Annotated in this window: 21 protein-coding genes; 15 read left to right on the top strand and 6 right to left on the bottom strand. The window is 70.2% G+C overall.

The window, feature by feature from the left end:
- Positions 1–118 precede the first annotated feature (118 nt).
- The 3 genes from Aph01nite_RS11250 to Aph01nite_RS11240 are packed head-to-tail and all read left to right on the top strand — an operon-like array spanning position 119 to position 1,722.
- Positions 119–268, top strand: a complete 150-nt coding sequence (locus Aph01nite_RS11250) for a GPGG-motif small membrane protein (RefSeq protein WP_204040750.1) — start codon at positions 119–121, stop codon at positions 266–268.
- Between the two features lie 58 nt (positions 269–326).
- Positions 327–731: an ArsR/SmtB family transcription factor gene (locus Aph01nite_RS11245; RefSeq protein WP_204040749.1), complete on the top strand. Its 405-nt coding sequence runs from the start codon at positions 327–329 to the stop codon at positions 729–731.
- A 43-nt stretch (positions 732–774) separates the two neighbouring features.
- The gene (locus Aph01nite_RS11240; RefSeq protein ID WP_239161583.1) at positions 775–1,722 is read left to right on the top strand and encodes a cation diffusion facilitator family transporter; all 948 of its coding nucleotides are present in this window, start codon (positions 775–777) and stop codon (positions 1,720–1,722) included.
- 16 nt (positions 1,723–1,738) lie between these two features.
- Here Aph01nite_RS11240 and Aph01nite_RS11235 read toward each other — a convergent pair whose 3' ends face one another.
- Both Aph01nite_RS11235 and Aph01nite_RS11230 read right to left on the bottom strand, forming a co-directional pair.
- Complete coding sequence (locus tag Aph01nite_RS11235) at positions 1,739–2,734, bottom strand: cellulose binding domain-containing protein (RefSeq protein WP_204040747.1); 996 nt, start codon at positions 2,732–2,734, stop codon at positions 1,739–1,741.
- A gap of 116 nt (positions 2,735–2,850) precedes the next feature.
- Positions 2,851–3,552 carry a hypothetical protein gene (locus tag Aph01nite_RS11230; RefSeq protein ID WP_204040746.1) on the bottom strand — a complete coding sequence of 234 codons (702 nt, stop codon included), beginning with the start codon at positions 3,550–3,552 and terminating at the stop codon, positions 2,851–2,853.
- A gap of 193 nt (positions 3,553–3,745) precedes the next feature.
- Here Aph01nite_RS11230 and Aph01nite_RS11225 point away from each other — a divergent pair, with 193 nt between their 5' ends.
- From Aph01nite_RS11225 to Aph01nite_RS11200, 6 genes are all read left to right on the top strand, one after another.
- Positions 3,746–5,089: a glycoside hydrolase family 43 protein gene (locus tag Aph01nite_RS11225; protein ID WP_204040745.1), complete on the top strand. Its 1,344-nt coding sequence runs from the start codon at positions 3,746–3,748 to the stop codon at positions 5,087–5,089.
- A 21-nt stretch (positions 5,090–5,110) separates the two neighbouring features.
- Entirely contained in the window at positions 5,111–6,544 is a 1,434-nt protein-coding gene (locus tag Aph01nite_RS11220) for a family 43 glycosylhydrolase (RefSeq protein ID WP_204040744.1), read from the top strand.
- Between the two features lie 67 nt (positions 6,545–6,611).
- The gene (locus Aph01nite_RS11215) at positions 6,612–8,090 is read left to right on the top strand and encodes an RCC1-like domain-containing protein (protein ID WP_204040743.1); all 1,479 of its coding nucleotides are present in this window, start codon (positions 6,612–6,614) and stop codon (positions 8,088–8,090) included.
- 113 nt (positions 8,091–8,203) lie between these two features.
- Complete coding sequence (gene tdh, locus Aph01nite_RS11210; RefSeq protein ID WP_204040742.1) at positions 8,204–9,232, top strand: L-threonine 3-dehydrogenase; 1,029 nt, start codon at positions 8,204–8,206, stop codon at positions 9,230–9,232.
- Positions 9,233–9,262: 30 nt separating this feature from the next.
- Entirely contained in the window at positions 9,263–10,471 is a 1,209-nt protein-coding gene (locus Aph01nite_RS11205; protein WP_204040741.1) for a glycine C-acetyltransferase, read from the top strand.
- 4 nt (positions 10,472–10,475) lie between these two features.
- Positions 10,476–11,423: a LysR family transcriptional regulator gene (locus Aph01nite_RS11200; protein WP_204040740.1), complete on the top strand. Its 948-nt coding sequence runs from the start codon at positions 10,476–10,478 to the stop codon at positions 11,421–11,423.
- A gap of 147 nt (positions 11,424–11,570) precedes the next feature.
- On the opposite strand, the gene Aph01nite_RS11195 is transcribed toward Aph01nite_RS11200, so the two are convergent.
- A complete protein-coding gene (locus tag Aph01nite_RS11195; protein WP_204040739.1) occupies positions 11,571–12,266 on the bottom strand; it encodes a dihydrofolate reductase family protein in 696 nt (231 codons plus the stop codon).
- A gap of 182 nt (positions 12,267–12,448) precedes the next feature.
- Between Aph01nite_RS11195 and Aph01nite_RS11190 the strand changes: the two genes are divergently transcribed.
- Positions 12,449–13,636: a cytochrome P450 family protein gene (locus Aph01nite_RS11190; RefSeq protein ID WP_204040738.1), complete on the top strand. Its 1,188-nt coding sequence runs from the start codon at positions 12,449–12,451 to the stop codon at positions 13,634–13,636.
- 133 nt (positions 13,637–13,769) lie between these two features.
- Here the strand turns inward: Aph01nite_RS11190 and Aph01nite_RS11185 are convergent, their stop codons facing one another.
- Entirely contained in the window at positions 13,770–15,689 is a 1,920-nt protein-coding gene (locus Aph01nite_RS11185; protein WP_204040737.1) for an aminotransferase class I/II-fold pyridoxal phosphate-dependent enzyme, read from the bottom strand.
- A 47-nt stretch (positions 15,690–15,736) separates the two neighbouring features.
- Between Aph01nite_RS11185 and Aph01nite_RS11180 the strand changes: the two genes are divergently transcribed.
- Positions 15,737–16,285 carry a CGNR zinc finger domain-containing protein gene (locus Aph01nite_RS11180; RefSeq protein ID WP_204040736.1) on the top strand — a complete coding sequence of 183 codons (549 nt, stop codon included), beginning with the start codon at positions 15,737–15,739 and terminating at the stop codon, positions 16,283–16,285.
- A 121-nt stretch (positions 16,286–16,406) separates the two neighbouring features.
- Here Aph01nite_RS11180 and Aph01nite_RS11175 read toward each other — a convergent pair whose 3' ends face one another.
- Positions 16,407–17,264 (bottom strand): PaaX family transcriptional regulator, encoded by an 858-nt coding sequence (locus Aph01nite_RS11175; RefSeq protein ID WP_239161582.1) that lies wholly within the window; start codon positions 17,262–17,264, stop codon positions 16,407–16,409.
- An 89-nt stretch (positions 17,265–17,353) separates the two neighbouring features.
- On the opposite strand from Aph01nite_RS11175, the gene Aph01nite_RS11170 reads away from it, so the two are divergent.
- The 3 genes from Aph01nite_RS11170 to Aph01nite_RS11160 all read left to right on the top strand — a co-directional run bounded on the left by Aph01nite_RS11170 (position 17,354) and on the right by Aph01nite_RS11160 (position 21,226).
- Entirely contained in the window at positions 17,354–18,220 is an 867-nt protein-coding gene (locus tag Aph01nite_RS11170) for an amidohydrolase family protein (RefSeq protein ID WP_204040735.1), read from the top strand.
- 108 nt (positions 18,221–18,328) lie between these two features.
- On the top strand, positions 18,329–19,660 hold the full coding sequence (locus Aph01nite_RS11165; RefSeq protein WP_204040734.1) for an MFS transporter: 1,332 nt from the start codon (positions 18,329–18,331) through the stop codon (positions 19,658–19,660).
- A gap of 15 nt (positions 19,661–19,675) precedes the next feature.
- Complete coding sequence (locus Aph01nite_RS11160) at positions 19,676–21,226, top strand: acyl-CoA synthetase (RefSeq protein WP_204040733.1); 1,551 nt, start codon at positions 19,676–19,678, stop codon at positions 21,224–21,226.
- 29 nt (positions 21,227–21,255) lie between these two features.
- Here Aph01nite_RS11160 and Aph01nite_RS11155 read toward each other — a convergent pair whose 3' ends face one another.
- The gene (locus tag Aph01nite_RS11155) at positions 21,256–21,957 is read right to left on the bottom strand and encodes a hypothetical protein (protein ID WP_204040732.1); all 702 of its coding nucleotides are present in this window, start codon (positions 21,955–21,957) and stop codon (positions 21,256–21,258) included.
- Positions 21,958–22,343: 386 nt separating this feature from the next.
- Between Aph01nite_RS11155 and Aph01nite_RS11150 the strand changes: the two genes are divergently transcribed.
- Positions 22,344–23,492 carry a hypothetical protein gene (locus Aph01nite_RS11150; protein ID WP_204040731.1) on the top strand — a complete coding sequence of 383 codons (1,149 nt, stop codon included), beginning with the start codon at positions 22,344–22,346 and terminating at the stop codon, positions 23,490–23,492.
- Positions 23,493–23,590: the final 98 nt, after the last annotated feature.

Here is a 23,590-nt window from a genome sequence, read left to right as displayed (position 1 = left end):
GCCGTACAAAGGGAGCGTCGGGGTCTCCGGGGCCGGCCTAGTCTCCCGACACCACCTCTGGAGAGCAAAATCCCTGTATGTCCTGTTAGTGCCGATTTCGCAGGGGCACGGGGAATACATGGCTACTTTGCTATGGCTCATCGCCGTGGTGCTGGTCATCGCCGGGATCTACGTCATCGTGGCCCGCCGGGACATCCTCTGGGGGATCGTCCTGATCATCGTGGGCCTGCTCGTGGGACCGGGCGGCGTCAGCATCTTCCATCCGTAGACGGGCGTGTGCGCGGGAGGTGTTGACAGGCCGCACCCCCGCCCACACACTCCGATATATGAACAATGATTCAAACGTTGTGGTGTCCCTGTCTCCCGACGCGTGTACGACCTCCGTCGTGGACGGCGAGCGGGTGGCCGCCGTCCGTCAGGTGATGCCCGCCGACGAGGTCGTGCAAGACCTCGCCGACGTCTTCTCCCTCCTGTCCGACCCTGGCCGTCTGCGGCTGATGGCCGCGCTCCTGGAAGGCGGGGAGATGTGCGTGTGCGACCTGGCCGCCGCCACCGGGCAGAGCATGTCGGCCGCCTCCCACGCGCTGCGCCTGCTGCGCACCCACCGGGTGGTCAAGGTCCGGCGGTCGGGCCGTATGGCGTACTACCAGCTGGCCGACTCCCATGTGCGCATGCTCTTCGACCTGGCTCTGGCGCACATCGGGCACAGCGAGGAACGCGGCGATGGGTGATCACGGGCACGGCCACGGACATGGGCATGGACATGGGCACGGGGTGAGCGCGGAAGCCGACCGCCGCTACCTGACCGGCGCCCTCATCCTGATCGCCGGCTTCATGGCGATCGAGGTGGTCATCGGGTTCCTCGCCCAGTCGCTGGCATTGATCACCGACGCCGGGCACATGCTCACCGACGCCATCGCGATCGTCTTCGCCCTCACCGCCATGCGCATCGCCGCCCGCCCCCCGCGCGGCGGCTTCACCTACGGCCTCAAACGCGCCGAGATCATCTCCGCGCAGCTCAACGGCATCACCCTGCTACTGCTGGCCGTGTACTTCATCGTCGAGGGCGTACGCCGGATCGTCGAACCCCCCGAGGTCGCCGGCCTGTACGTGGTCGTGACCGGCCTGGCCGGCATCGCCGTCAACCTGCTGGCCGCCCGCCTGATCGCCAAGGCCAACCGGCGCAGCCTCAACGTCGAAGGCGCCTACCAGCACATCCTCAACGACCTGTTCGCCTTCATCGCCACCACCGTCGCCGGCGCGATCGTCTGGCTCACCGGCTGGGGCCGCGCCGACGCCATCGCCGCCCTGGTCGTGGCCGCCCTCATGCTCAAGGCCGGCTGGGGCCTGGTCCGCGACGCCGGCCGCGTCTTCATGGAAGCCGCCCCCGCCGGCATGAACCCCGCCGAGATCGGCACCAGAACCGCCGCCCTGGACAAAGTCGTCGAAGTCCACGACCTGCACATCTGGGAGGTCACCTCCGGCTACCCCGCGATGTCCGCCCACATCCTCGTCCAGCCCGGCGCCGACTGCCACGCCGTCCGCGTCGCCGCCGAACGCCTCGTCCACGACGAGTACGGCATCGACCACACCACCCTTCAGGTCGACCACGCCCCCGCCGACACCCTGACCATCGGCGCGACCGCCACCGAGGGCCACTGCGCCGACCCCCACGGCCCCGCCCACAAACCCGGCCCCCCGGCGCGAGAGGCCGTCTCCTGAACGCGGCGGACCGATCTCAGATAACGCGGGCGGTGAAGATGCCGGGCTGGTAGCCGGGGGCGGTCGAGAAGAACTGGGCGGTGTCGCCGGCCGTGGCGGTCGCGGCGGCGGCGACCGTCACGTTCTGGGGGACGTTCCAGTTGGCGGGGGTGAAGACCAGGGTCGCGCCGGACTGGAGGGTCAGGTCGGGGTCGCCGCTGACGCGCGTGGTCGTCACGGTGGTGGCGATCGGGGGAGGTCCGGAGAGGCGGACGGAGACGGTGGCCGGGCCGCCGACGGCGACGTTCACGGAGGCCGGGTTGACCACGACGAAGGGCTCGGCCACGACGCCGGTCACCGTGACGGTGGCGGAGTTGGAGAGGTAGGCCACGCCGCTGCTGTCGAGGGCCCTGGCCGAGAGCGTGTACCGGCCCGCGGGGACGGCGGACCAGGTGAACGTGTAGGGCGCGGTGGTGTCGCTGCCGAGCAGGGTCGCGCCCGAGTAGAAGTCGACCCTGGCGGCCCAGCCGGCGGGGGTCGTGGTCGCGGCCAGGCCGATGGTGGCGGGCGCGGCGAAGTTCTGGCCGTGCGCCGGGGCGGTCAGCGTGACCGAGCGCGGCACGCTCCCCGTGCAGGGCACGTTGTTGAGCGTGTACGCCGCCGGCTGCGTGTTCACGCCGGTGTACGTCCCGTAGAAGCCGACGGTGGCGGTCCCCCCGGTGGCCAGGCCCGGCGCGTACGACGGCGCGGTCACGGTCACGTTCTGCCCCGACTGCGTCCACGTGCCGCCCCAGCCGTGGGTGACCTGCTGCGTTCCCGGCCACGTGTAGCGCAGGGTCCACGGGCTCACCGGATCACCCAGGTTGGTGATCGTGATGTTCGCCCCGAAGCCTCCGCCGCTGTCCCAGACCGGTGTGTACGTCACCGAGCAGGCGATATCCGCGTGTGCGGCGGTCTGGGTGGCGGTGACGAGTCCCATCGCCGCCAGCAGTGCGGTGACGGTGGACAACGCCCATGCGCGCAGGATTCTCATGGCCTTCTCCGAGCCGAGAGGGGCCCTCAGATTCGACTCGTTTCCGGCGGATGTACAGAACGGCCGGTGCGCTGTGCCGCTGACCTGCCGCGAAATCCCCCGCGTAACTGAAAGCTTCAGGCCGGGCTTTTCGCGCGCACGTTCTCGTAGAGGCGGGACAGATAACGCGGATAGTCGTCGCCGAGGTCGCGGAAGGTCCGCGCGTACACGTCGAAGTAGATTGATTCGACCAGGCGCAGACAGCCCGGTCCCGACAGGGCGGCGAGGGCGTCGGGGCTGGTCGCGACGTACAGGTCGGCGGGTTGTTCGGTGGTGGCCCGGTGGTCCATGTCGGGCTGGATGTAATCGATGGGCGCTTTCGCGGTGGCCATGCCGCGCAGGCGGCCGTATTCGGTGAACAATCTCGCCTTCGCGTTCGATCGGGCCGATTCGGCGACGGGCGGCGCGATTTCGAAAATCAGCGTGAACGGCGACGACAACGTGTCCGCGTGATCATTCCAGGCGGTTTCGAGGAGTTTCCAGCTCGCGCCCGCCGGGGACGGCAGAACGCCCAGATAGGCGAGGAGGGCGTAGTTGCGTTCGGCGAAGACGAGCAGGTTCAGGAAGCCGACCACGCGGTCACCCTGGATCGCGAGATAGAGGGAGTAGTCCATCGGCGCGTCGTCGTCCGCGAAGCCTTGGAGCCGCCCGTCGGCGGCACGGTCGAGGATGGTAGCCGGCGCCATCTGCTGGTTCTCGGGGATGAGGCGGCGGAAGAGGTCGCGGAACTGGTCCGCGTATCGATGGGTGCCGGGATTTCCGTACCGCATGACGTCCATTCGGGTCGCCTATCGCCGCATGACGGGGACGGTCGCGATCGACGCTAGCCCTCCGAACCGACCGGCGCGCGGCCGGACCGGGGATTGACAGCCCGGGTCACGTCGCGTTACGAATACGCGCGAACCTCCAAAAATCACCACGGCAAGCCCGCGGTGGTGAATGTTAACGCAAACATTCCCTAAGGACGGTCTCATGCGTGCTCCCCGGAGGACCCTCGCCGCCGCCCTCGCGCTGCTGGCCGCCGTCGCCGCCGGCATGCTCCAGCCCACCGCCGCCCACGCGGCCGGCCCGGTCCCGCACTACCTGATGACCGCCTTCACCAACAGCAGCGAGTCCAACATGTACGTCTACGACTCGTTCAACGCCACGAACTACAACCTGATCAGGGCCAACGCGTACACCCCGCCGTCCGGGCTGATCCGCGACCCCAGCGTGATCCGGCACACCGACGGCTACTACTACCTCGTCCACACCACCAACTGGACGGGCAACACGATCGGCTTCGCCCGCAGCGCCGACTCCGTCAGCTGGACGTTCCTGCGCACCGTGGCCGTCGGGCTCAACGGCTCCACCGGCAGCACCTGGGCGCCCGAGTGGTTCAAGGACTCCGACGGCAGCGTGCACGTGATCTTCTCCGCGTCCACGACGGGCACCGCCGGGCAGTTCCGGCCGTACCGGATCACGGCCACGAACACCGCGCTGTCGGCCTGGACCGCGCCGGTCGCGCTGGGCATCCCGGCCAACTACATCGACAGTTTCCTGGTCAAGGTCGGCTCGACGTACCACAACTTCCTCAAGAACGAGACGAGCAAGTACATCGAGCACGCCACCGCCACCTCGCTCAACGGGCCGTGGCAGTTCGTCGGGACCGGGAACTGGGCGGGCTGGGGCTCCGGGCTGGAGGGTCCGGCGCTGACGCGGCTGCCCGACGGACGGTGGCGGCTGTACTTCGACAACTACACGGGCGGCCGGTACTACTACGCCGACAGCTCCACCCTGTCCTCCTTCGGCGCCAAGGTCGAACTGGCCGGGCTCTCCGGCGTGGCCAGGCACTTCACGGTCCTGCGGGAGGACGTGGGCGACACCACGGCCGTCCCGACCGGCAACCGGTCGCTGCGCTCGGCCAACTTCCCCGACCGGTACGTACGCCACCGGAGCGGACCCGCGTACATCGACCCGCTCAGCTCCGCCAGCTCCCTCGCGGACCGCCAGAGCGGCACGTTCACCGTGGTCGCGGGGCTGGCCAACGCCGGCTGCCACTCGTTCCAGTCGGTGAACACGCCCGGCTCGTACCTGCGCCACTTCAACATGGCGCTCACGCTCCAGCGCGACGACGGCTCGGCGATCTTCAAGGGCGACGCCACCTTCTGCGGCCGGGCCGGGCTCGCGGGCGGCGGCACGGTCTCCTTCGAGTCCTACAACCTGCCCGGCCGCTACCTGCGCCACTACAACTACGCGATGCGGCTCGACCTGAGGGAGTCCACCTCGGTGTTCGCCTCCGACGCCTCGTTCACGGTGACCTCACCGCTGGCCTGACCCCAGCAGAAAGGACGGCCGATGTCCCTCCGCCGCCGCCTGGCCGCCGCACTGGCCGGAGCTCTCCTGCTCCCGCTGCTGCCCGTGGCCGCGCACGCCTCGCCGCCCGCGCAGTACACCAACCCGATCGCCGCCCAGCGGGCGGACCCGCACATCTTCCGCCACACCGACGGCTACTACTACTTCACCGCGACCGTCCCGCAGTACGACCGCATCGTGCTGCGCCGCGCGACCACGATCCAGGGTCTGGCGAGCGCCGCCGAGACCGTCATCTGGCGCAAGCACACCAGCGGCGAGATGGGCGCCCACATCTGGGCCCCCGAGATCCACTTCATCAACGGCAAGTGGTACGTCTACTTCGCCGCCGGCCGGACCGACGACATCTGGCGCATCCGCATGTACGTCCTGGAGAGTTCGGCGGCCAACCCCCTGACCGGCGCCTGGACCGAGCGCGGCCGGATCGTCACCCCGTGGGACACCTTCTCCCTGGACGCCTCCACCTTCGTGGCCGGCGGCGTGCGCTACCTCATCTGGGCCCAGCAGGAGCCCGGCATCTCCACCAACTCCAACCTCTACATCGCCAGGATGGGCGCGAACCCGTGGACGATCACCGGGTCCACGACCCGGCTGACCGTGCCTACCCTGGCGTGGGAGACCCGCGGCTACCGGGTCGCCGAGGGCCCGGCCGTCATCCAGCGCAACGGCCGCCTGTTCATGACCTACTCCGCCAGCGCCACCGACGCCAACTACTGCCTCGGCCTGCTCACCGCCCAGGCCGGCGCCGACCCGCTCCAGGCCTCCTCCTGGGTCAAGAGCGCCAACCCCGTCTTCGTCTCCAACGCCTCGACCGGTCAGTACGGCCCCGGCCACAACTCCTTCACCGTCTCCGAGGACGGCCAGAGCGACGTCCTCGTCTACCACGACCGCAACTACCGGGACATCTCCGGTGATCCGCTCAACGACCCCAACCGGCGCACCCGCGTACAGAAGATCTACTGGCGGGCCGACGGGACCCCCGACTTCGGCATTCCGGTGCCGGACGGCGCCACGCCGGTGCGGCTGATGTCGTACGACCAGCCGGGCCGGGCCGTACGGCACTGGGAGTACCGGGCGCGGCTGGAGGCGAACGTCGCTCCGCTGGCGGACTCGCAGTTCCGGATCGTGACGGGATTGTCCGGGAGTGGGACGGTCTCGCTGGAGTCGACCAACTTCCCCGGGTACTACCTGCGGCATCGCAACTACGAAGCCTGGGTGGAGCGCAACGACGGCTCGGCGCTGTTCCGCGCGGACGCGTCCTTCACCCGGCGTACGGGCCTGGCCGGGTCGGGCACCGTGTCCTTCGAGGCGGCGAACCTCGCGGGCTACTACCTCCGGCACCGCGCCGGCTCCGTCTGGGTCGAACGCGACGACGGGACCACCGCTTTCCGGGGGAGCGCCGCTTTCATCCTGGAGTGACACCGCCTGGAACGTGATGTCACACCTTTCCCGATGTAGGTGACACAACTCTGCATCGGGAATCAGGATGAGATTTATCCGACTTGTCGGCATCGCCATGGTGGCGGTGTCCTTATCGGCGGCACCGGCGCGGGCGAGCGTGCTCGCGCCGGTTTCGTCGCACGCGGTGGGCTGGGGCTGGAACAAGCACGGCCAGCTCGGCAACGGCGCGACCGCGATCGCGCAGACCACGTTCGTCGAGGCGGGCGCGCTCCCCCAGCGGTTCACCAAGGTCGCCGCCGGGCAGACGCACAGCCTGGCCGTCGCGGCCGACCGCACGGTGTGGAGCTGGGGCCGCAACAGCTCCGGCCAGCTCGGCGACGGCACCACGACCCCGCGGCTGAGCCCCGGACCCGTGCCGGGATTGTCCGACGTCGTGGAGGTGGAGGCGGGCTCGGGCTTCAGCCTGGCGCTGCGCGCCGACGGCTCGGTGTGGGCCTGGGGCAACAACAGCCGGGGCCAGCTGGGTCAGGGCGACGCCGGGATCAACCGGCCGACGCCGGTCCAGGTGCCGGGACTGTGGAACGTCGTGGACATCGAGGCCGCCACGGCGCACGTCCTGGCGGTGAAGTCCGACGCCACGGTCTGGGCCTGGGGTGACAACGAGCACGGCCAGCTCGGCCTCGGCTCGTACGGGGACTTCCTGCCGGACCCCCGCTCGGTGCCCGGGATGGACGCGGTGACGGGAGCCGCCGCCGGCGAGGGGCACAGCCTGGTGGTGCGCTCCGACGGCAGGGTCTGGGCGTGGGGGAACAACAGCTCGGGGCAGCTGGGCGACCACACCGACATCCGGCGTACCCGGCCGATCCTCGTGCCCGGAGTCAGCGGGTTCGTCCAGGTGGCGGCGGGCGCCTCGCACAGCCTGGCGCTGCTCTGGGACGGCACGGTCTGGTCCTGGGGAGCCAACTGGGCGGGACAGCTGGGCACCGGCGACTTCGCCGACCGCCCCGCCATGGACCGCGTACGGCTGGGCGGCGTCACCAGGATCGACGCGGGAGAGGACTTCAGCCTCGCCCGGCGGGAGCCCGGCCAGGCCTGGTCCTGGGGCGCCAACGGGATCGGCCAGCTGGGCGACGGCACCCAGACCGACCGTGCCGTGCCGGTACGCGTGACCGGGCTGGAGAACGTCCTGGCGGTCGCCGCGAGCGCCGCGTCCAGCCACGCGCTGGCCGTACGCTCGGTGCCGCCGCCGGCTCCGCCGCAGGTCAGGATCGACCTCGACACGGAAGGCGGCGTGGTGCCCGCGGGCGGCTCCCTGACCGTCAACGTGGGGACCACGGCGATCAACGGCCCAACCAAGATCGTCATGTCGGTCTCGGGCCTGCCGCACGGGGTGACGGCGGCGTTCAACCCGGGCGTGCTGATCAGCGGCGGCTCCTCCGCGCTCACCCTGACGGCCGGCCCGCAGGCGTCCACCGGCTGGTTCACCCTCACCGTCACCGCCACCGCGGCGAGTCACACGGCCACGGCCACGTACGAGCTGAACGTCACCGACCCGGCCGGGTGACGCGTGAAGCTGCGCTGCTGGGGCGGTTAAGAAAGTCTCGATGGACTCGGCCGCCGCGCGGGGGGCAGGGTGTGGAGGCTGGGTCCATCGCTTGGGGGAAGGTCGAGGACGTCATGAAAGCGCTGGTCAAGGCCAAGGAGGAAGCCGGCCTCTGGCTCATGGACGTGCCGGAGCCCGAGCTGGGGCCGGGCGAGGTGCTGATCAAGGTGCTGCGCACCGGCATCTGCGGGACCGACCTGCACATCCGGACCTACGACGCGTGGGCCCGCCAGGCCGTACGGACGCCGCGGGTGCTGGGGCACGAGTTCGTCGGCGAGGTCGTCGAGGTCGCCCCCGGCGTGCAGGACGTCGCGGCGGGCGACCTGGTCAGCGGCGAAGGGCACCTGGTCTGCGGGAAGTGCCGCAACTGCCTGGCCGGTCGGCGCCACCTCTGCCGGAGCACGATCGGGCTGGGCATCGGCAGGGACGGCGCGTTCGCCGAGTACCTGACGCTGCCCGCCTCGAACGTCTGGGTGCACCGGGTCCCGGTGGACCTGGACGTCGCCGCGATCTTCGATCCGTTCGGGAACGCGGTGCACACCGCGCTGTCGTTCCCCGTGGTGGGCGAGGACGTGCTGGTCACGGGCGCGGGGCCGATCGGGATCATGGCCGCGGCGGTGGCCAGGCACGCGGGGGCGCGGCATGTGATGATCACGGACGTCAGTCCGTACCGGCTGGGGCTGGCGGAGCGCATGGGGGTGAGCCTGGCGCTGGACGTGCGCACGGCCACCATCGAGGAGGGCAAGCGGCGGCTCGGGCTGCGGGAGGGCTTCGACGTCGGACTGGAGATGTCCGGCCGCCCCGAGGCGCTCCGCGACATGATCGCCAACATGACGCACGGCGGCAGGATCGCCATGCTCGGCCTGCCCGCCGAGGAGTTCCCGATCGACTTCGCCCGGGTCGTCACGTCGATGATCACCCTCAAGGGCATCTACGGGCGGGAGATGTTCGAGACCTGGTACTCCATGTCGGTGCTGCTGGAGGGCGGCCTGAACCTGCGCCCGGTCATCACCGGCCGCTACTCCTACCGGGACTTCGACGCCGCGTTCGACGAGGCGGCGGGCGGCCGCTGCGGCAAGATCATCCTCGACTGGACCGCCTGACCACCCCATCCACCGATCCGAGGAACCCCGATGTTCGACTCCGTACGCGCCGACCTGCGCACCACCCTCGACGAGATCCGGGCCGCCGGCCTGCACAAGCCGGAGCGGGTGATCGGCACCCCGCAGAGCTCCCTGGTCGGCGTCACCGCCGGCGGCCGCCCCGGCGAGGTGCTGAACTTCTGCGCCAACAACTACCTCGGCCTCGCCGACGATCCCGAGATCGTCGCCGCCGCCAAGGAGTCGCTGGACCGCTGGGGCTACGGCATGGCCTCGGTCCGCTTCATCTGCGGCACCCAGGAAGTACACAAGGAACTCGAAGCACGTCTCTCCGCCTTCCTGGGGAGCGAGGACACGATCCTCTACAGCTCCTGCTTCGACGCCAACGGCGGCGTCTTCGAGACGCTGCTCGACGAACGCGACGCGGTCATCTCCGACAGCCTCAACCACGCCAGCATCATCGACGGCGTCCGCCTGTCCAAGGCCCGCCGCCTCCGGTACGCCAACCGCGACATGGCCGACCTGGAGAAGCAGCTCAAGGACGCCTCCGGCGCCCGCCGCCGGCTGATCGTCACCGACGGCGTCTTCTCCATGGACGGCTACATCGCCCCCCTCGACGAGATCTGCGACCTGGCCGAACGCCACGACGCCATGGTCATGGTGGACGACTCCCACGCCGTCGGCTTCGTCGGCGAGAACGGCCGCGGCACCCACGAACTGCACGGCGTGATGGACCGCGTCGACATCGTCACCGGCACGCTCGGCAAGGCGCTCGGCGGCGCGTCCGGCGGCTACGTCGCCGCCCGCGCCGAGATCGTGGCGCTGCTGCGGCAGCGCTCGCGGCCCTACCTGTTCAGCAACTCGCTGGCCCCCGTCATCGCGGCCGGCTCGCTGAAGGTCCTGGACCTGCTCACCGACGAGACCACCGGCCGGGGCCGGGCCCTGCGCGACCGGCTGCGGGCCAACACCGCCCTGTTCCGCACCCGGATGACCGCCGCGGGCTTCGACCTGCTGCCCGGCGAGCACCCCATCGTCCCCGTCATGATCGGCGACGCCGAACGGGCCGGGCGCATCGCTGACCTGCTGCTGGAGTACGGTGTGTACGCGATCGGCTTCTCGTACCCGGTCGTGCCGCGCGACCGGGCGCGCATCCGCGTGCAGCTGTCGGCGGGCCACAGCACCGACGACGTCGAGCGTGCCGTGGCGGCCTTCACCGCCGCCAGAGACGCGCTGGAGGACTGACTGGATGATCGACTCCCGCAGACTGCGCACCCTGCGGGCCGTGGCGGACCACGGCACGGTGACGGCCGCCGCCGCCGCGCTGTACCTGACGCCGTCCGCCGTCTCCCAGCAGCTGGTGGCCCTCGAACACGAGGTCGGCCACCAGCTGCTGCTGCGTGACGGCCGGGGCGTCACGCTGACGGCGGCCGGGCAGATCCTCGTCGTCCACGGGAACATGATCCTCGCCCAGATCGAACGCGCCGAGGCGGAACTGGCCGCCTACAGCGGCGGCGAAGCGGGCGAGGTCACCCTCGCCTCCTTCCCGACCGGCATCGCCACCGTGGTCGCGCCCGCCATGGCCGGGCTGGCCGACACCGCGCCCCTCATCCGGCTGCGGGTCAGGGACTCGGAGGGCGACGCCAGCCTGGTGATGGTCCTGGACGGGCAGGCCGACATCGCGGTCGCGGTCGAGTACCGGGGCGCGCCTCCCCAGGACGACCAGCGGCTGACCCGCGTCCCCCTCTACGCCGAGCCGTTCGACGCCGTCCTGCCGCGCGGGCACCGCCTGGCGGAGGCCGCCGAGGTCGACCTCCGTGACCTCGCCGAGGAGTCCTGGATCGGCCCGTACGCGAACAACCCCTGCCACGACGTGGTCGCGCTCGCCTGCGAATCCGCCGGATTCCAGCTCAAGGTCGCCCACTTCTCCGACGACTTCCGCGCCGTCGCCGCCCTGGCCGGAGCCGGCGCGGGCGTCGCCCTCGTCCCCCGCTCCGCCCTCCGCGGCGTCGACCTGCCCGCCGTCGTCATGCTCCCCGTCGCCGGCGCCCCCGCCTCCCGCCGCGTCTTCGCCGCCGTACGCCGGGGCGCCGACGAACACCCCCTCATCCGCCGCGTCCTCACCGGCCTCCGCGCCGCCGCCGACCACGCCCGCCCTGCCTCCCCCGTCGCGGGGGCCTTCTCGACGACGGGCTGACACCGCTTGCCCGCCTGCGTGCCACGGACCAGCCCCGCCCGGCCCCGCCCATGGCAGCGGCTTTCTCCGGGACGGCTGTCGGACTGGGCCTGCTTCTCTTGGCACCGGTGTGGCGAGAAGCGACCGGATTCTTCAGGCGCCCCTGAGTTACGGCGTGCCGGAGCCGCTGCCGCGGTCGTCGAGGAGGAGGGCGGCGCGGCCGTTGACGGCGTAGCGGATGTGGGTGGCCTGGGAGGTGTGGATCACTCTGATGGGGGTGAGTTCGATGGCTTCCTTGTCGGCGAGGTCGAGGTCGGCGTCGAGCAGGCGCATGCCTGTGCCGAGCACGACCGGGACGATGTGCAGTTCCAGTTCGTCCAGCAATCCCGCTTTGAGCACGTGGCGGAGGAGTTCGCCGCCGCCGGCGATCGCCACGTTCTTGCCGCCCGCGACGGATCGCGCCTGCTCGATGGCGCTGGCGACGCCGTCGGTCACGTAGGTGAAGCTGGTGCCGCCCCGGCGTACGAGGGTGTCGCGGGAGCGGTGGGTGACGACGAAGACCGGCGCGCGGAAGGGCGGCTCGTCGCCCCAGGGGATCTCGCCGCCGTCCGCCATGCGCCGTCCCATCACGTACGCCCCCGCGGCGGCGAACGTCTCCGCGATGATCTCCGATGCGGTGTCCTGCTCGCCGCCCGCGAAGCCCTGCCGTTCCCGCCAGGCCATGGCGTCGATCACCCATCGGGTGACCCGGAAGAAGCCCGCGCTCTCCGCCGACTCCAGCCAGTCCCCCGGCTCGCCGCCGAACCGCGGGCCCGCGTAGAAGCCGTCCAGGGACACCGACATCTGTGCCGTCACCTTGGTCATGTCCTCACTCCTGTTCCGGCGGCCCCGGAGTGGGGTCGCTCAGGAATGAGTCGGAGCCGTCAACCGGATTTCTACCTGACAGCGCCGACAACTTGTGCGGCTGCCGTCCGTCTGGCGTGCCCCGGGGAACTCGCCGAAACTGAGATCACCTCGGCCACCACGTGAACGGGTAGGTGTTCCGGTTGACCACGACCCCCCACGACCTCGGACCCGACTTCCTCCAGGACCAGCACCGGGCCTTCGCGCTGCTGCGCGAGACCGGCCCGGTACGGCAGATCCTCACCCCCCAAGGCCAGCGCATGTGGATGGTGACCCGCTACCAGGAAGCCCGCGACGCCCTGACCGACCCGGCCCTCAGCAAGGACATCCACACCGCCCGCGCCCGCTTCGACCCGTACACGCTGGCCGTGGCCGGGCTCGAACTCGGCGGCGCGCTGTCGGAGCACATGCTCAACACCGACCCGCCCGAGCACACCCGGCTGCGCCGCCAGATCGGCCGTGCCTTCACGAGCCGCCGCGTACGCGAACTCCGCCCCCGGATCGAGCAGATCGCCGCCACCCTCCTCGACGACCTGGCCGCCCTCGGCGAAGCCGACCTCCTCTCCGTGTACGCGTTCCCGCTGCCGATCACCGTCATCTGCGAGCTGCTCGGCGTACCCAAGGAAGACCAGGACGACTTCCGGTCGTGGTCGACCGCGATGGCCAGGCTGAACTCCGAGCAGGCCGGCGCGGCGGCCATGGCGATCGCGGGCTACCTCGGACAGCTCATCGCCGCCAAACGCGCCGCCCCATCCGACGACCTGCTCAGCGACCTGATCACAGCCGAAGACGACCCTCTGAACGACCGCGAGATGCTGGCCATGGCCTTCCTGCTGCTGGTGGCCGGACACGAAACAACGGTCAACCTCATCGGCAACGCCGTACTCGCCCTGGACCAGAACCCCGGCCAACGGGACCTGCTACGAACCCGTCCAGAACTCCTGCCCTCCGCCATCGAGGAGTTCCTCCGCTACGACGGCCCCATCACGCTCGCCACCGTCCGCTTCGCCCTGCGCGCCACCGAGATCGGCGGCACCCCCATCCCCGAGAACGACTTCGTCCTCATCTCCCTGGCCGGCGCCAACCGCGACGACCGCCGCTTCCCCCACGGCGAACACCTCCGCGTCGACCAGGACGCCACCGGCCACCTCGCCTTCGGCCACGGCGCCCACCACTGCGTAGGCGCCCCCCTCGCCCGCCTGGAAGCCGAAATCGCCCTCCGCGCCCTCTTCACCCGCTTCCCCCACCTGACCGTCTCCCCCGCCTCCACCCTCCATTGGCGCGGCGCCATGCTCCTCCACGGCCTCGAAACCCTCCCCGTACGCGTCTAGCGCGGGCTATCAGACGGGCCAAAGCCGACTTCTCGCCGTTGTCCGGCGCCGTTAACGCGCGTGGTCAGTTCTCGCCGTACCGGCGCCGAGCGCGGCCGACTCGTCAGGGCTTCTTGGCCTCTTCGCCGTTCACTCACCTCGTGGCCGGTGAGCTTTGGCTTGTCCGGTGGAGGTGCAGTGCGGCGGCCATCTGATCGAGGATCAGGTCGAGCACCTCGCGGGTGGTGGCGAAGTTCAGGCGGGCGCGGGACTCGTCGACGGATCCGAGGTCGCCGGATCCGAATTCGCTGCCGGTGCTGAGTTCGACGCGGGCGTGGCGGCGGAACCAGGCGGCGGCCTCCTCGCCGAGGTCGGCGGTCCGGCAGTCGAGCCACGCCAGATAGCCGGCGTCTGGCGTGACCGTGTCCAGGCCAGGCATGGCGGCGATCCGGGCGGCGACGTGGTCGCGCTGGTGCCGGAGGTGGGCGGCGATGGCGGTGAGCCATTCGTCGCCGTGGGTCCACGCCGCGAGGGTGGCTTCGACGCCGAGCACGTTGGTGGCGCCGAACAGGTCGGGCGGCTGGGCGTCCCATGCCTCTCGCAGCGCGGCCGGGCCGACGTGGGCGACCGCGGTGCGCAGGCCGGCGATGTTGAACGCCTTCGACGCCGACGTCACGGTGACCGTGCGGGCTGCCGTGCGCTCGTCCAGGGCGGCGAACGGGCGGTGCCGGTGCGGGGCGTGGGCGAGGTCGGCGTGGATCTCGTCACTGATCACGACGAGGTCGTACCGGCCGGCCAGATCGGCCACGCGCTCGAGTTCGGCGGTGGTGAAGACCTTGCCGGTGGGGTTGTGCGGGTTCACCAGCAGCAACACTTTCGCGCCCCGCGTTCGTACGCGCTGTTCCAGCAGGTCGTGGTCCCACGTCCAGAGGCCGTCGGCACCGATTTCGAGGGGTGCCGCGATGAGCGGGCGCCGCATCGTCTCCAGGGTCCGCAGGAACGGCGGATAGTTGGGCGTGAACGCGACCACGCCGTCACCGGGTTCGGTGAGCAGCGTCAGGGTCAGCTGGAGGCTTTGGATGAGGTCGGTGACGCCCCGCACCTGACCGGGGTCCGGCTGCCAGCCGAAACGCTGGTGCATGCGCCCGGCGAACGCCTCGGCCAGGGGGTGGCCGTCCCAGTCGGGGTAGCCGACGTCGCCTCGGGCAAGGCTCTCCCGAATCGCGTCAACGATCACCGGGGCGAGCGGGAAGTCCATGTCGGCGACCCACGCGGGCAGCAGCAGGGGTCCGGGGCGATGCCACTTCACGCCGCGCTTGGAGCGCAGCCAGTCAATGGGCGCGTCGATTGGATTGGGACGCTCTGCCCGCTCTGCGCTCGATGGGTCAAGCGGACTTGTGTTGGGAGGGCTCGACACGAGCGACAGACGTGGTGACGAGTTCGGCGGGCTCGCGGGATTCAGCGGACCTGCGCTCGACGGGCTCGACACGGGCGACGGACTTGGCGGCAAGCGCTGCGGGCTCGGTGCGAGCGGTCGGCTGGGTGGGTGGCTGGGGTGGCCGGGGTGACTTGGTGGGGTGGGCGGGTGGGTTGTGAGGAGGGTGTCGCGCATGATCTGCATTTGGCCGTGGTGCTGGGCCAGTTCCTCGTAGAGGTGTTGCAGGGCGGAGTCGCGGGTGAGTTCGCGGAGGGGGCCGAGCACTGCGGGGTCGGGCTGCTCGTGCAGGGGTGCGAACGGCTGGGAGGAGTGGATGTCGGCCCGGAGGGTGGCCAGGGCTTGGGTGGCTCGGGCTTGGAGGGCGTTGACGGGACCGGTGGCGTGGAATTCGGCTGCGCGGTCACGTACGACGGTGCGGCCGGCCACCAGGTGGCCGCCCCAGTACTCCATGACCCCGAGGCAGTGGGTGAGCAGGGCGAAGGGGGTGTTGGCGCCGGGCAGGGCGGGCCGGGTGTTGGCCAGTTCGTCGCCCAGTTCGCCGAGGATCTCACTCATTCCCGTCACCGCGCGCTCGGCGAAGAAGAGGAAATCTTCGCAGGTGAGCGTCACTTCGGCGGCTCCGTAACCATCTAGCATGGTTACCATGCTTGCATGCCGAACCAGTAACCTGTCAAGCTAGTTACATGGGATTTGTCTTCGTCAGCGGGCGCCCCTGCCTCGATTACGTCGGGACGCGGAAGTGGCGCCGCAGCGCCGTACCGGAGGAGCAGTTGCTTTCTCCCGCGAGCCTGGCCGAATGGACGCGGGCCGCCGGACTGCTGGATGAGACGCCCGAGTTCACCGCGCGGGATCTCGCCGAGGCGGTCGAGGTGCGGGAGGCCGTCTACCGCACCGTGTGGGCCCGCCTGGAGGACCGGCCCCCGACGGAAGCGGACGTGGACCTGCTCAACGCGCACGCGACGCGCCCCCGGCTCGTGCCCACGCTGCTACCCGACGGGAGCACCCGCCGCGAGGGCACCTTGTCCGGCCTGCTCGCGACACTCGCCGCCGACCTGCTCGACCTGCTCGGCGACCCCGACTTCGGCCGGATCAAACGATGCGCCAACACCGACTGCACCCGCCTCTACATCGACTCCTCACGCGGCGGGAACCGCCAGTGGTGCGGCATGTCGGAATGCGGCAACCGCGCCAAGGTCAAAGCCTTCCGCCGAAGACACCGCGAACCGCACTGACCCGAGGCACCGGCTCTCGCCGATATCCGGCGCCGTCAACGCGGGTGACGCTTCTCGCCGCACCGGCGCCAAAAGTGACCGGCTTCATTCTGCAGGGGCCATTTCCGAGACCGCCGCCGACTCAGCCCCGGCCCGGTTCGCCCGCGCCACCGGGTAGTTCATCCAGGACGGTGTCGGCCAACTCTCTGGCGGGGCGCTCGTATTGCTCGGCGCGCGCGTGGAAGACCTGCTCGGCCCGGATGGCCGGCCAGTCGGGAGGCAGATGCTCGGCGGGCAAATGGGGATCCTGCCGGACGAGCTGGAGCCAGTCGGTGTGCAGGAGCAGCTGCCTGGCGAGGTCGTCCGGCGCGGAGGGAAGCGGCCGGGCGACGTCCCAGCGGGCGAGGAACGCCCGGTAGCGCAGGGCGATCTGTTCGATGTCGAAGGCTTTCCTGACGAGGTCGGCGGCTTCGGTGGGTTTGAATGCCTTGGCGGTCAGCACGGTGACGTGCTCCCCCAGTTCCAGCGAGTCGAGCACCCCGGTGACGTCCTTCGCGCCTGGCGCGATCCACAACCCGCTCTGCAACGGCCCGAATCCCGCCCAGATGAGCCGGGACCGCAGATCGTGCCGCGCGCTGCGCCGGCTGTCCGGCAGCGAGAACCCCACGAGCGTCCAGGTTCCGTCCCAGTCGCGGTTGACCGCGCCGGTCTCCCAGATCCGCCTGCGCCCGTCCTTGAGCACCTGTTCGGCCCGCGAGGTCAGCCCGAGGTACGCCTTCCGCCCCCGCCGATACCGCGCCAGCAGATTCCGCTTCACCATCCGCGCGATCGTGGACCGCACCGCCTCCTCGGAGACGCCGAGCCGGGCGAACACGTCGATGACGCTCCCCGAGTAGACGGCCGTGCCGCGGTCCAGCGCGTAGATGCCGAGGAAGCTGAACATCAGGGACTGCGGGCGCGCGGACGGCGCCATCTGGTCGTCTTCGCCGCCGATCGTCACGGCAAAAGCCTAGACGGACCCGGACATCATGCAAATATTTAACGACAGTCATACAAGTGCCACACTTGACGCGTCCGCGAGGAGAGCCCATGAACGTCGACGAACTGGTCGCCATCGACGTGCACACCCACGCCGAGGTCTCCGCCGACGGGCACACCTCGCTGAGCGCGGACCTGCTCGGCGCCTCGGCGAAGTACTTCAAGGAGCACCCGCGACCGACCATCCCCGAGATGGCCGCCTACTACCGCGAACGGAGGATGGCCGCCGTGGTGTTCACCGTCGACGCGGAACACGCCACCGGACATCCGCGCATCTCCAACGAGGAGATCGCCGAAAGCTGCGCCGCGCACGCGGACGTGCTCATCCCCTTCGCCAGCGTCGACCCGTGGAAGGGCGGAGCCGGCGTCCGCGAGGCGCGCAGACTCGTCGGCGAGTACGGCGTGCGCGGTTTCAAGTTCCACCCCAGCCTCCAGGGCATGTCCCCCGGCAACCGCGCGGCCTACCCCCTCTACGAGGCCATCCAGGACCTGGGCGTACCGGCGCTGTTCCACACCGGCCAGACCGGCATCGGCGCCGGCGTGCCGGGCGGCGGCGGAATCAGGCTGAAGTACTCCAACCCCATGCTGATCGACGACCTCGCCGTGGACTTCCCCGACCTGCGGATCATCCTCGCCCATCCGTCGTTCCCCTGGCAGGACGAGGCCCTGGCGGTCGCCACCCACAAGCCGAACGTCTTCATCGACCTGTCCGGATGGTCGCCGAAGTACTTCCCGCCCCAGCTCGTCCGGTACGCGAACACGCTGCTGAAGGAGAAGGTGCTCTTCGGCTCCGACTACCCGGTGATCACACCGGACCGCTGGCTGGCCGACTTCGACGCCCTCGACATCAAGCCGGAGGTCCGCCCGAAGATCCTCAAGGACAACGCGGTACGCCTGCTCGGCCTCACCAAAGCCTGATATTGGGCAATGTATTGACGTCCGTTACAGATATGCCTAACCTCCGGGGCAGCAAGGGCAGCGTCCGCTCGCACGCGGACTCTCGTACCCGGACTGAGGAGCTCAGTCATGCCGGATCAGTCGGTCACACCCCCCAACCAGGTACAGCTCCGCCGCGCGGTGACCTCCAGCTTCCTGGGCAGCGTCATCGAGTACTACGACTTCCTGCTCTACGCGACCGCCTCGGCGGTGGTCTTCAGCAAGGTCTTCTTCTCCTCCCTCGACCCGCTCACCGCGACCGTCGCGAGCTTCGGCACCTTCGCCACCGGCTACCTGGCCAGACCGCTCGGCGGTGTGATCTTCGGGCATTTCGGCGACCGGCTGGGACGCAAGCGCATGCTCGTCCTGACCATGACCCTGATGGGCTCCGCCAGCTTCCTCATCGGCCTCATCCCCACGTACGAGCAGATCGGCGTGCTCGCCCCCGTCGTGCTCGTCGCGCTCCGCGTCCTGCAGGGTGTCGCCATCGGCGGCGAATGGGGTGGCGCCGTGCTGATGTCCACCGAGCACGCGACCAGCCGGCGCGGCCTGTGGGGCAGCTTCACCAACGCCGGGGCGCCCTTCGGCATGGTGCTCTCCACCGGCGTGCTCAGCGGCACCGCGGCCGTCCTGAACGAGCAGGCGTTCCTCAGCTGGGGCTGGCGGGTGCCGTTCCTGCTCAGCATCCTGCTGCTGGCGGTCGGCCTGTTCGTCCGCCTGAAGGTCGAGGAGACGCCTGTCTTCGAAGCCGTCAAGGACCGGCCCACCCGGGCGCCGCTGCTGGAGGTGCTGCGCGACCATCCGAGGGCGCTGGCGCTCGGGGTGGGTGTCGGGCTGTCGGCGTTCGTGGCGCAGGGCACGCTCACCACGTACCTGATCGCCTATGGCGTGCGGACCGGGTTCACTCGGCAGGCCGTACTGAACGGGCTGACGCTGTCCTCGGCGCTGGCGGTCGTGAGCATCATCGGGTGGTCGGCGTTGTCGGACCGCGTCGGGCGCCGGCCGGTCGTGCTGGTGGGCGCGGTGCTCATGGCCGCCTTCGCCTTCGTGCTCTTCCCGCTGGTGGACGCCGGCAGCGTCCCCCTGCTCGTCCTCGCGCTCGTGCTCGGCCAGGCGATCATCCATCCGCTCATGTACGGCCCGCTCGCCGCCCTGTACGCGGAGCTGTTCGCCACCAGGAGCCGCTACACGGGCGCCTCGCTCGGCTACCAGCTGGCGGGACTCGGGGCAGGTCTGGGCCCGCTGCTGTTCGCCCAGCTGGACGCCTCGGCCGGGGGAAGCGGGACGACGATGATCTCGGTGGTCATCGCCGGCTGCTGCCTGCTGACCGTGGTCTGCGTACTGGCGCTGCGCGAGACCAGCCACCACGACCTCGCCTCGGGCGCCCCGGCGGCTCCCGTGGTGGGATCGTCCGCGACGTGACGGAGGCCGGCCGCGATGCGTAACGCCGGACTCGGCGGCTGGCCCGCGCGCAGGGCCCAGATGAGCCCGCACCGTACCGCGTTCGTGTTCGCGGACCGGGAGGTCAGCTACGCCGAGGTCCACGAGCGGACGGCGCGGCTCGCCTCGCGGCTGCGCGAGGCCGGGGTCGGGGCCGGGGACCGGGTCGCCTATCTCGGCCCCAACCACGTCGCCTTCGCCGAGACGATGTTCGCCACCCACCTGCTCGGCGGGGTGTTCGTCCCGCTCAACTTCCGGCTGGCCGCGCCGGAGATCGCCTACATGCTGGGCGACTCCGGCGCGGGGGTCCTCGTGTACGCGCCGGAATGCGCCGGGGTCGTGCGCGACCAGCCGTACCTGCCCGGACTGCGCACGGTCGTGGCGTTGCGGTCGCCGGGGGCGGAGGAGCGGGACTTCGAGAGCTGGCTGTCGGAGGGTGATCCCGCGCCCGTCGACGTTCCGGTGGCGCTCGACGACATCGCGCTCATTCTGTACACCTCCGGGACCACCGGGCGGCCCAAGGGTGCCATGCTCAGTCACGCCAACCTGGTGTGGAACTGCCTCAACATGATGGTCGGCGTGGACGTGACGAGCACCGAGGTGACGCTGATCAGCGCGCCCCTCTTCCACGTGGCGGCGCTCAACCAGACGCTGCTGCCGACCTTCCTCAAAGGCGGCACGTCAGTGATCATGCCGTCCTGGAACGCCGGGGCCTGCTACGACCTGATCGAGAAGCACCGCGTCACCTGGATGTTCGGGGTCACCGCGATGTTCGCCGAGTTCGCGCGCTCGCCGCGGTGGGCCGACGCCGACCTGTCCTCGCTGCGCACCCTCATGTCCGGGGGCGCGGCGATCCCGGTCCAGCTGATCCGCACCTACCAGGAGCGCGGCCTGGTCTTCTGCCAGGGTTACGGCCTGACCGAGACCGCGCCGGGCGCGACCTTCCTCGAAGCGGGCGAGAGCGTACGCAAGGTCGGCTCCGCGGGGGTGCCGGTCTTCTTCGCCGACGTCCGTGTCGTACGGCCCGACCTCACCCCCGTGGCGATCGGCGAACCGGGCGAAGTGCACATCCAGGGCCCGAACGTCACGCCCGGATACTGGGGCAACCCGGAGGCCACGGCCGCCGCGTTCACCGGGGACGGCTGGTTCCGCTCCGGCGACATCGCGACCGTGGACGGGGAAGGGCATCTCACCATCGTCGACCGGGTCAAGGACATGTACATCTCCGGCGGGGAGAACGTCTACCCGGCGGAGGTGGAGAGCGTGCTCTTCGAGCATCCGTCGGTGGCGGAGGCCGCCGTGGTCGGAGTGCCCGACCGGACGTGGGGCGAGGTGGGCCGGGCCTTCGTCGTGCCCCGCGCCGGCGCCACCGTCACCCCCGGCGGCCTGGGAGAGTTCCTCCGTACCCGGCTCGCCAAATACAAGATCCCCGTGTACTACGACATCGTGGACGCCCTGCCGAGAACCGGCTCCGGCAAGATCCGCAAACCCGAACTCCGCACACGACCGCTGCCGGACGGCTCCCACCAGGCACGAGGAGAGGGGTGAGGCTCCGGTTCACGGCCGGCATCGCCCGACTATGAGTACGTCGTCAGTTTCGGTGTGGCGGTCGCGGACAGGCTGGCGAACAGCACGTGCACGTCGTCCGGGCCGCCGGACCAGTACTGGTAGCACTCCATGACGATCGAGCCGGGCTGGGTCAGCGTGACGGCGTCCTGGAAGGCCATCGCGCCGTAGAACTCCCCGGGGGTGTGCACCTGTCCGTGCTGGCCGGCTCCGCCGTCCCGCAGGTAGACCGTGCCGTTGGTGACCTGGAGGTCGCATCGCACGCCGTACTTCTCGTCGCCGCCGTTGTAGCGGAGATCGCCCTGGACGAGGTAGTCGCCGGCGGGGAGTGGGTCCAGGCGAGCGATCTCCTCCACGCCCGCGAGGACCCCTTCTCCCGTGTCGTAGTAGACCTGACCGGAGGCGGGACCGGGGTCTCCCTTCGGGCCTCGTACGCCTTGCGGTCCTTGCGGCCCTTGGGGGCCTGCCGGGCCGGTGGCGCCCGCCGGGCCCGTCTGGTTCCACCACAGGAACGTCTCGTCGGACTTGCATTCGCCCGGCTTGGCGGCCCCGGGGGTGGGTGTACCGGTGTCGGTGAGGATCCGTACGCCGCCGGTGGAGTTCACACACGCCTTGATCGGCACGGTGTCGACCGCCGCCACCGCCATCCCCGACGCGCCGGCGACCAGCCCGATCAGCACTCCTGCCGCCAGGACGCGCTTCCTGCCGTTCATGTTCTTCCCTTTCGAAGGTGAATCGCGACAGGAAAAAGATCCCGGTGAGCACTGGTAACCGGGTTGGCGGCGACTTAGGACCCGGCACGGATCACTTGGAGATTACTTAGAACAAGACCCGCCGGTGACGCATTTCCGAGGGGGGCACACATTTTCTCATGCCGTCACAAGCCCGCCGCAAGGCCGCCACATGACCGCCGCAAGGCCGCCACAAGGCCATTCGCCGATGGTGCATTTATTGCCGCATTCGCATACGTGCGCATGCGGCGGCGTTCACCATCGACACATTCACCATCGAAAGAAGGGGGACCGTCATGCGTGTACACGCCGGGCGGTTACATCGCGGGGACCCGACCGCGAAACTCACCGACACGAGGGGCTCGCGCGTGCGCGCGGGTGTCGGACGGGCGTCGGCGATCATTTTCGCCGCCGTGCTGATGCTGCTCACCGGCGTCACCACACCGGCTCACGCCACCGTCCTGGGGTTCCAGAACGTGCAGAGCAGCGCCGCCTGGATCGACTCCAACAGCGACGGCCTCGCCGACGGCTGCCGGATCTGGGCCGACATGGCGATCGAGTGCACGCTCTCCACCGGCACCGGTTTCTCGAGCACGTTCATCGAGATAGGAGACCTCGGGTACGGCGCCGGGCGCGCCTGGGCCGACTTCAACGGGGATCGGGCGGCCGACTACTGCCGCATCGTCGGCACCGGAAGTCTGATGCTTCAGTGCACGGTCTCGGCGCACAACGATTTCGGGCAGACCTTCACCTCGGGCGCCGTCGACGCCGGCTGGGACGCCGGCCGGGCCTGGGTGGACTTCAACGGCGACGGCAAGGCCGACTACTGCCGGGTCGTCGGGCTCAGCAGCAAGTCGGTGCAGTGCACCGTCTCGGGCGGGGACGGGTGGGACGACACCTTCCAGTCCGCCCCGCTGGACGCGGGCTACGACGCCGGCCGATCCTGGGTCGACGCCAACGGCGACGGCAAGTCTGACTTCTGCCGCATCGTCGGGTTCTGGGACAAGAGCGTGCAGTGCACCTTCTCCACCGGCACCGGCACCGGATTCGGCCGGACCGTGACGTCCGCGCCCCTGGACCCGGGCTACGACGACAGCCGGCGCTGGGGCGACGTCAACGGCGACAGCAAGGCCGACTACTGCCGCATCGTCGGCAGCGTCAACTACAGCTCCACCACGGTTCGATGCACCCTGGCCACGGGGAACGGCTTCGGCAGCAGCTTCACCTCCGCGACGATGGACGCCGGCTACGGCGGAACGGGTACGTGGGCCGACGTCAACGCCGACGGCAAGGACGACTACTGCCGGGACACCGGCGGCAACCGCGGCACCTGCACCCTGTCCACCGGCGGCGGCTTCGGCACCACCTTCTCCGGGACCGGCCCGGGCGGGACAACCCGGTGGGCCGACTTCAACGCGGACGGCAGGGCCGACTTCTGCCAGTTCATCAACGAGAACGACCTCGCCTGCAGGGTGTCCCTGGGCACCTCGTTCGGGGCGACATTCCGCAATAACTGACAACACGAGCAGTCCCATCCTCTTAAGGGTGGGACTGCTCGCCGTCAATAACTCGGACTACCCACGGGCCCGCCCCATTCAGGCGACGCTATATCGCG

Origin of the sequence: Acrocarpospora phusangensis (assembly GCF_016862995.1) — a bacterium.
GTDB classification, from domain to species: Bacteria; Actinomycetota; Actinomycetes; order Streptosporangiales; family Streptosporangiaceae; genus Acrocarpospora; species Acrocarpospora phusangensis.
The sequence above is the reverse complement of the archived record's forward strand: the minus strand, read 5'-3'. Positions and strand labels throughout refer to the sequence as shown.

What these genes read in the sequence shown, in the direction of transcription:
- Aph01nite_RS11250 (WP_204040750.1), top strand. Translation starts at nt 119, where the DNA reads ATGGCTACTTTGCTATGGCTCATCGCCGTGGTGCTGGTCATCGCCGGG.
- Aph01nite_RS11245 (WP_204040749.1), top strand. Translation starts at nt 327, where the DNA reads ATGAACAATGATTCAAACGTTGTGGTGTCCCTGTCTCCCGACGCGTGT.
- Aph01nite_RS11235 (WP_204040747.1), bottom strand. Translation starts at nt 2,734, where the DNA reads ATGAGAATCCTGCGCGCATGGGCGTTGTCCACCGTCACCGCACTGCTG.
- Aph01nite_RS11230 (WP_204040746.1), bottom strand. Translation starts at nt 3,552, where the DNA reads ATGGACGTCATGCGGTACGGAAATCCCGGCACCCATCGATACGCGGAC.
- Aph01nite_RS11225 (WP_204040745.1), top strand. Translation starts at nt 3,746, where the DNA reads ATGCGTGCTCCCCGGAGGACCCTCGCCGCCGCCCTCGCGCTGCTGGCC.
- Aph01nite_RS11220 (WP_204040744.1), top strand. Translation starts at nt 5,111, where the DNA reads ATGTCCCTCCGCCGCCGCCTGGCCGCCGCACTGGCCGGAGCTCTCCTG.
- Aph01nite_RS11215 (WP_204040743.1), top strand. Translation starts at nt 6,612, where the DNA reads ATGAGATTTATCCGACTTGTCGGCATCGCCATGGTGGCGGTGTCCTTA.
- tdh (WP_204040742.1), top strand. Translation starts at nt 8,204, where the DNA reads ATGAAAGCGCTGGTCAAGGCCAAGGAGGAAGCCGGCCTCTGGCTCATG.
- Aph01nite_RS11205 (WP_204040741.1), top strand. Translation starts at nt 9,263, where the DNA reads ATGTTCGACTCCGTACGCGCCGACCTGCGCACCACCCTCGACGAGATC.
- Aph01nite_RS11200 (WP_204040740.1), top strand. Translation starts at nt 10,476, where the DNA reads ATGATCGACTCCCGCAGACTGCGCACCCTGCGGGCCGTGGCGGACCAC.
- Aph01nite_RS11195 (WP_204040739.1), bottom strand. Translation starts at nt 12,266, where the DNA reads ATGACCAAGGTGACGGCACAGATGTCGGTGTCCCTGGACGGCTTCTAC.
- Aph01nite_RS11185 (WP_204040737.1), bottom strand. Translation starts at nt 15,689, where the DNA reads ATGCTAGATGGTTACGGAGCCGCCGAAGTGACGCTCACCTGCGAAGAT.
- Aph01nite_RS11180 (WP_204040736.1), top strand. Translation starts at nt 15,737, where the DNA reads ATGGGATTTGTCTTCGTCAGCGGGCGCCCCTGCCTCGATTACGTCGGG.
- Aph01nite_RS11170 (WP_204040735.1), top strand. Translation starts at nt 17,354, where the DNA reads ATGAACGTCGACGAACTGGTCGCCATCGACGTGCACACCCACGCCGAG.
- Aph01nite_RS11165 (WP_204040734.1), top strand. Translation starts at nt 18,329, where the DNA reads ATGCCGGATCAGTCGGTCACACCCCCCAACCAGGTACAGCTCCGCCGC.
- Aph01nite_RS11160 (WP_204040733.1), top strand. Translation starts at nt 19,676, where the DNA reads ATGCGTAACGCCGGACTCGGCGGCTGGCCCGCGCGCAGGGCCCAGATG.
- Aph01nite_RS11155 (WP_204040732.1), bottom strand. Translation starts at nt 21,957, where the DNA reads ATGAACGGCAGGAAGCGCGTCCTGGCGGCAGGAGTGCTGATCGGGCTG.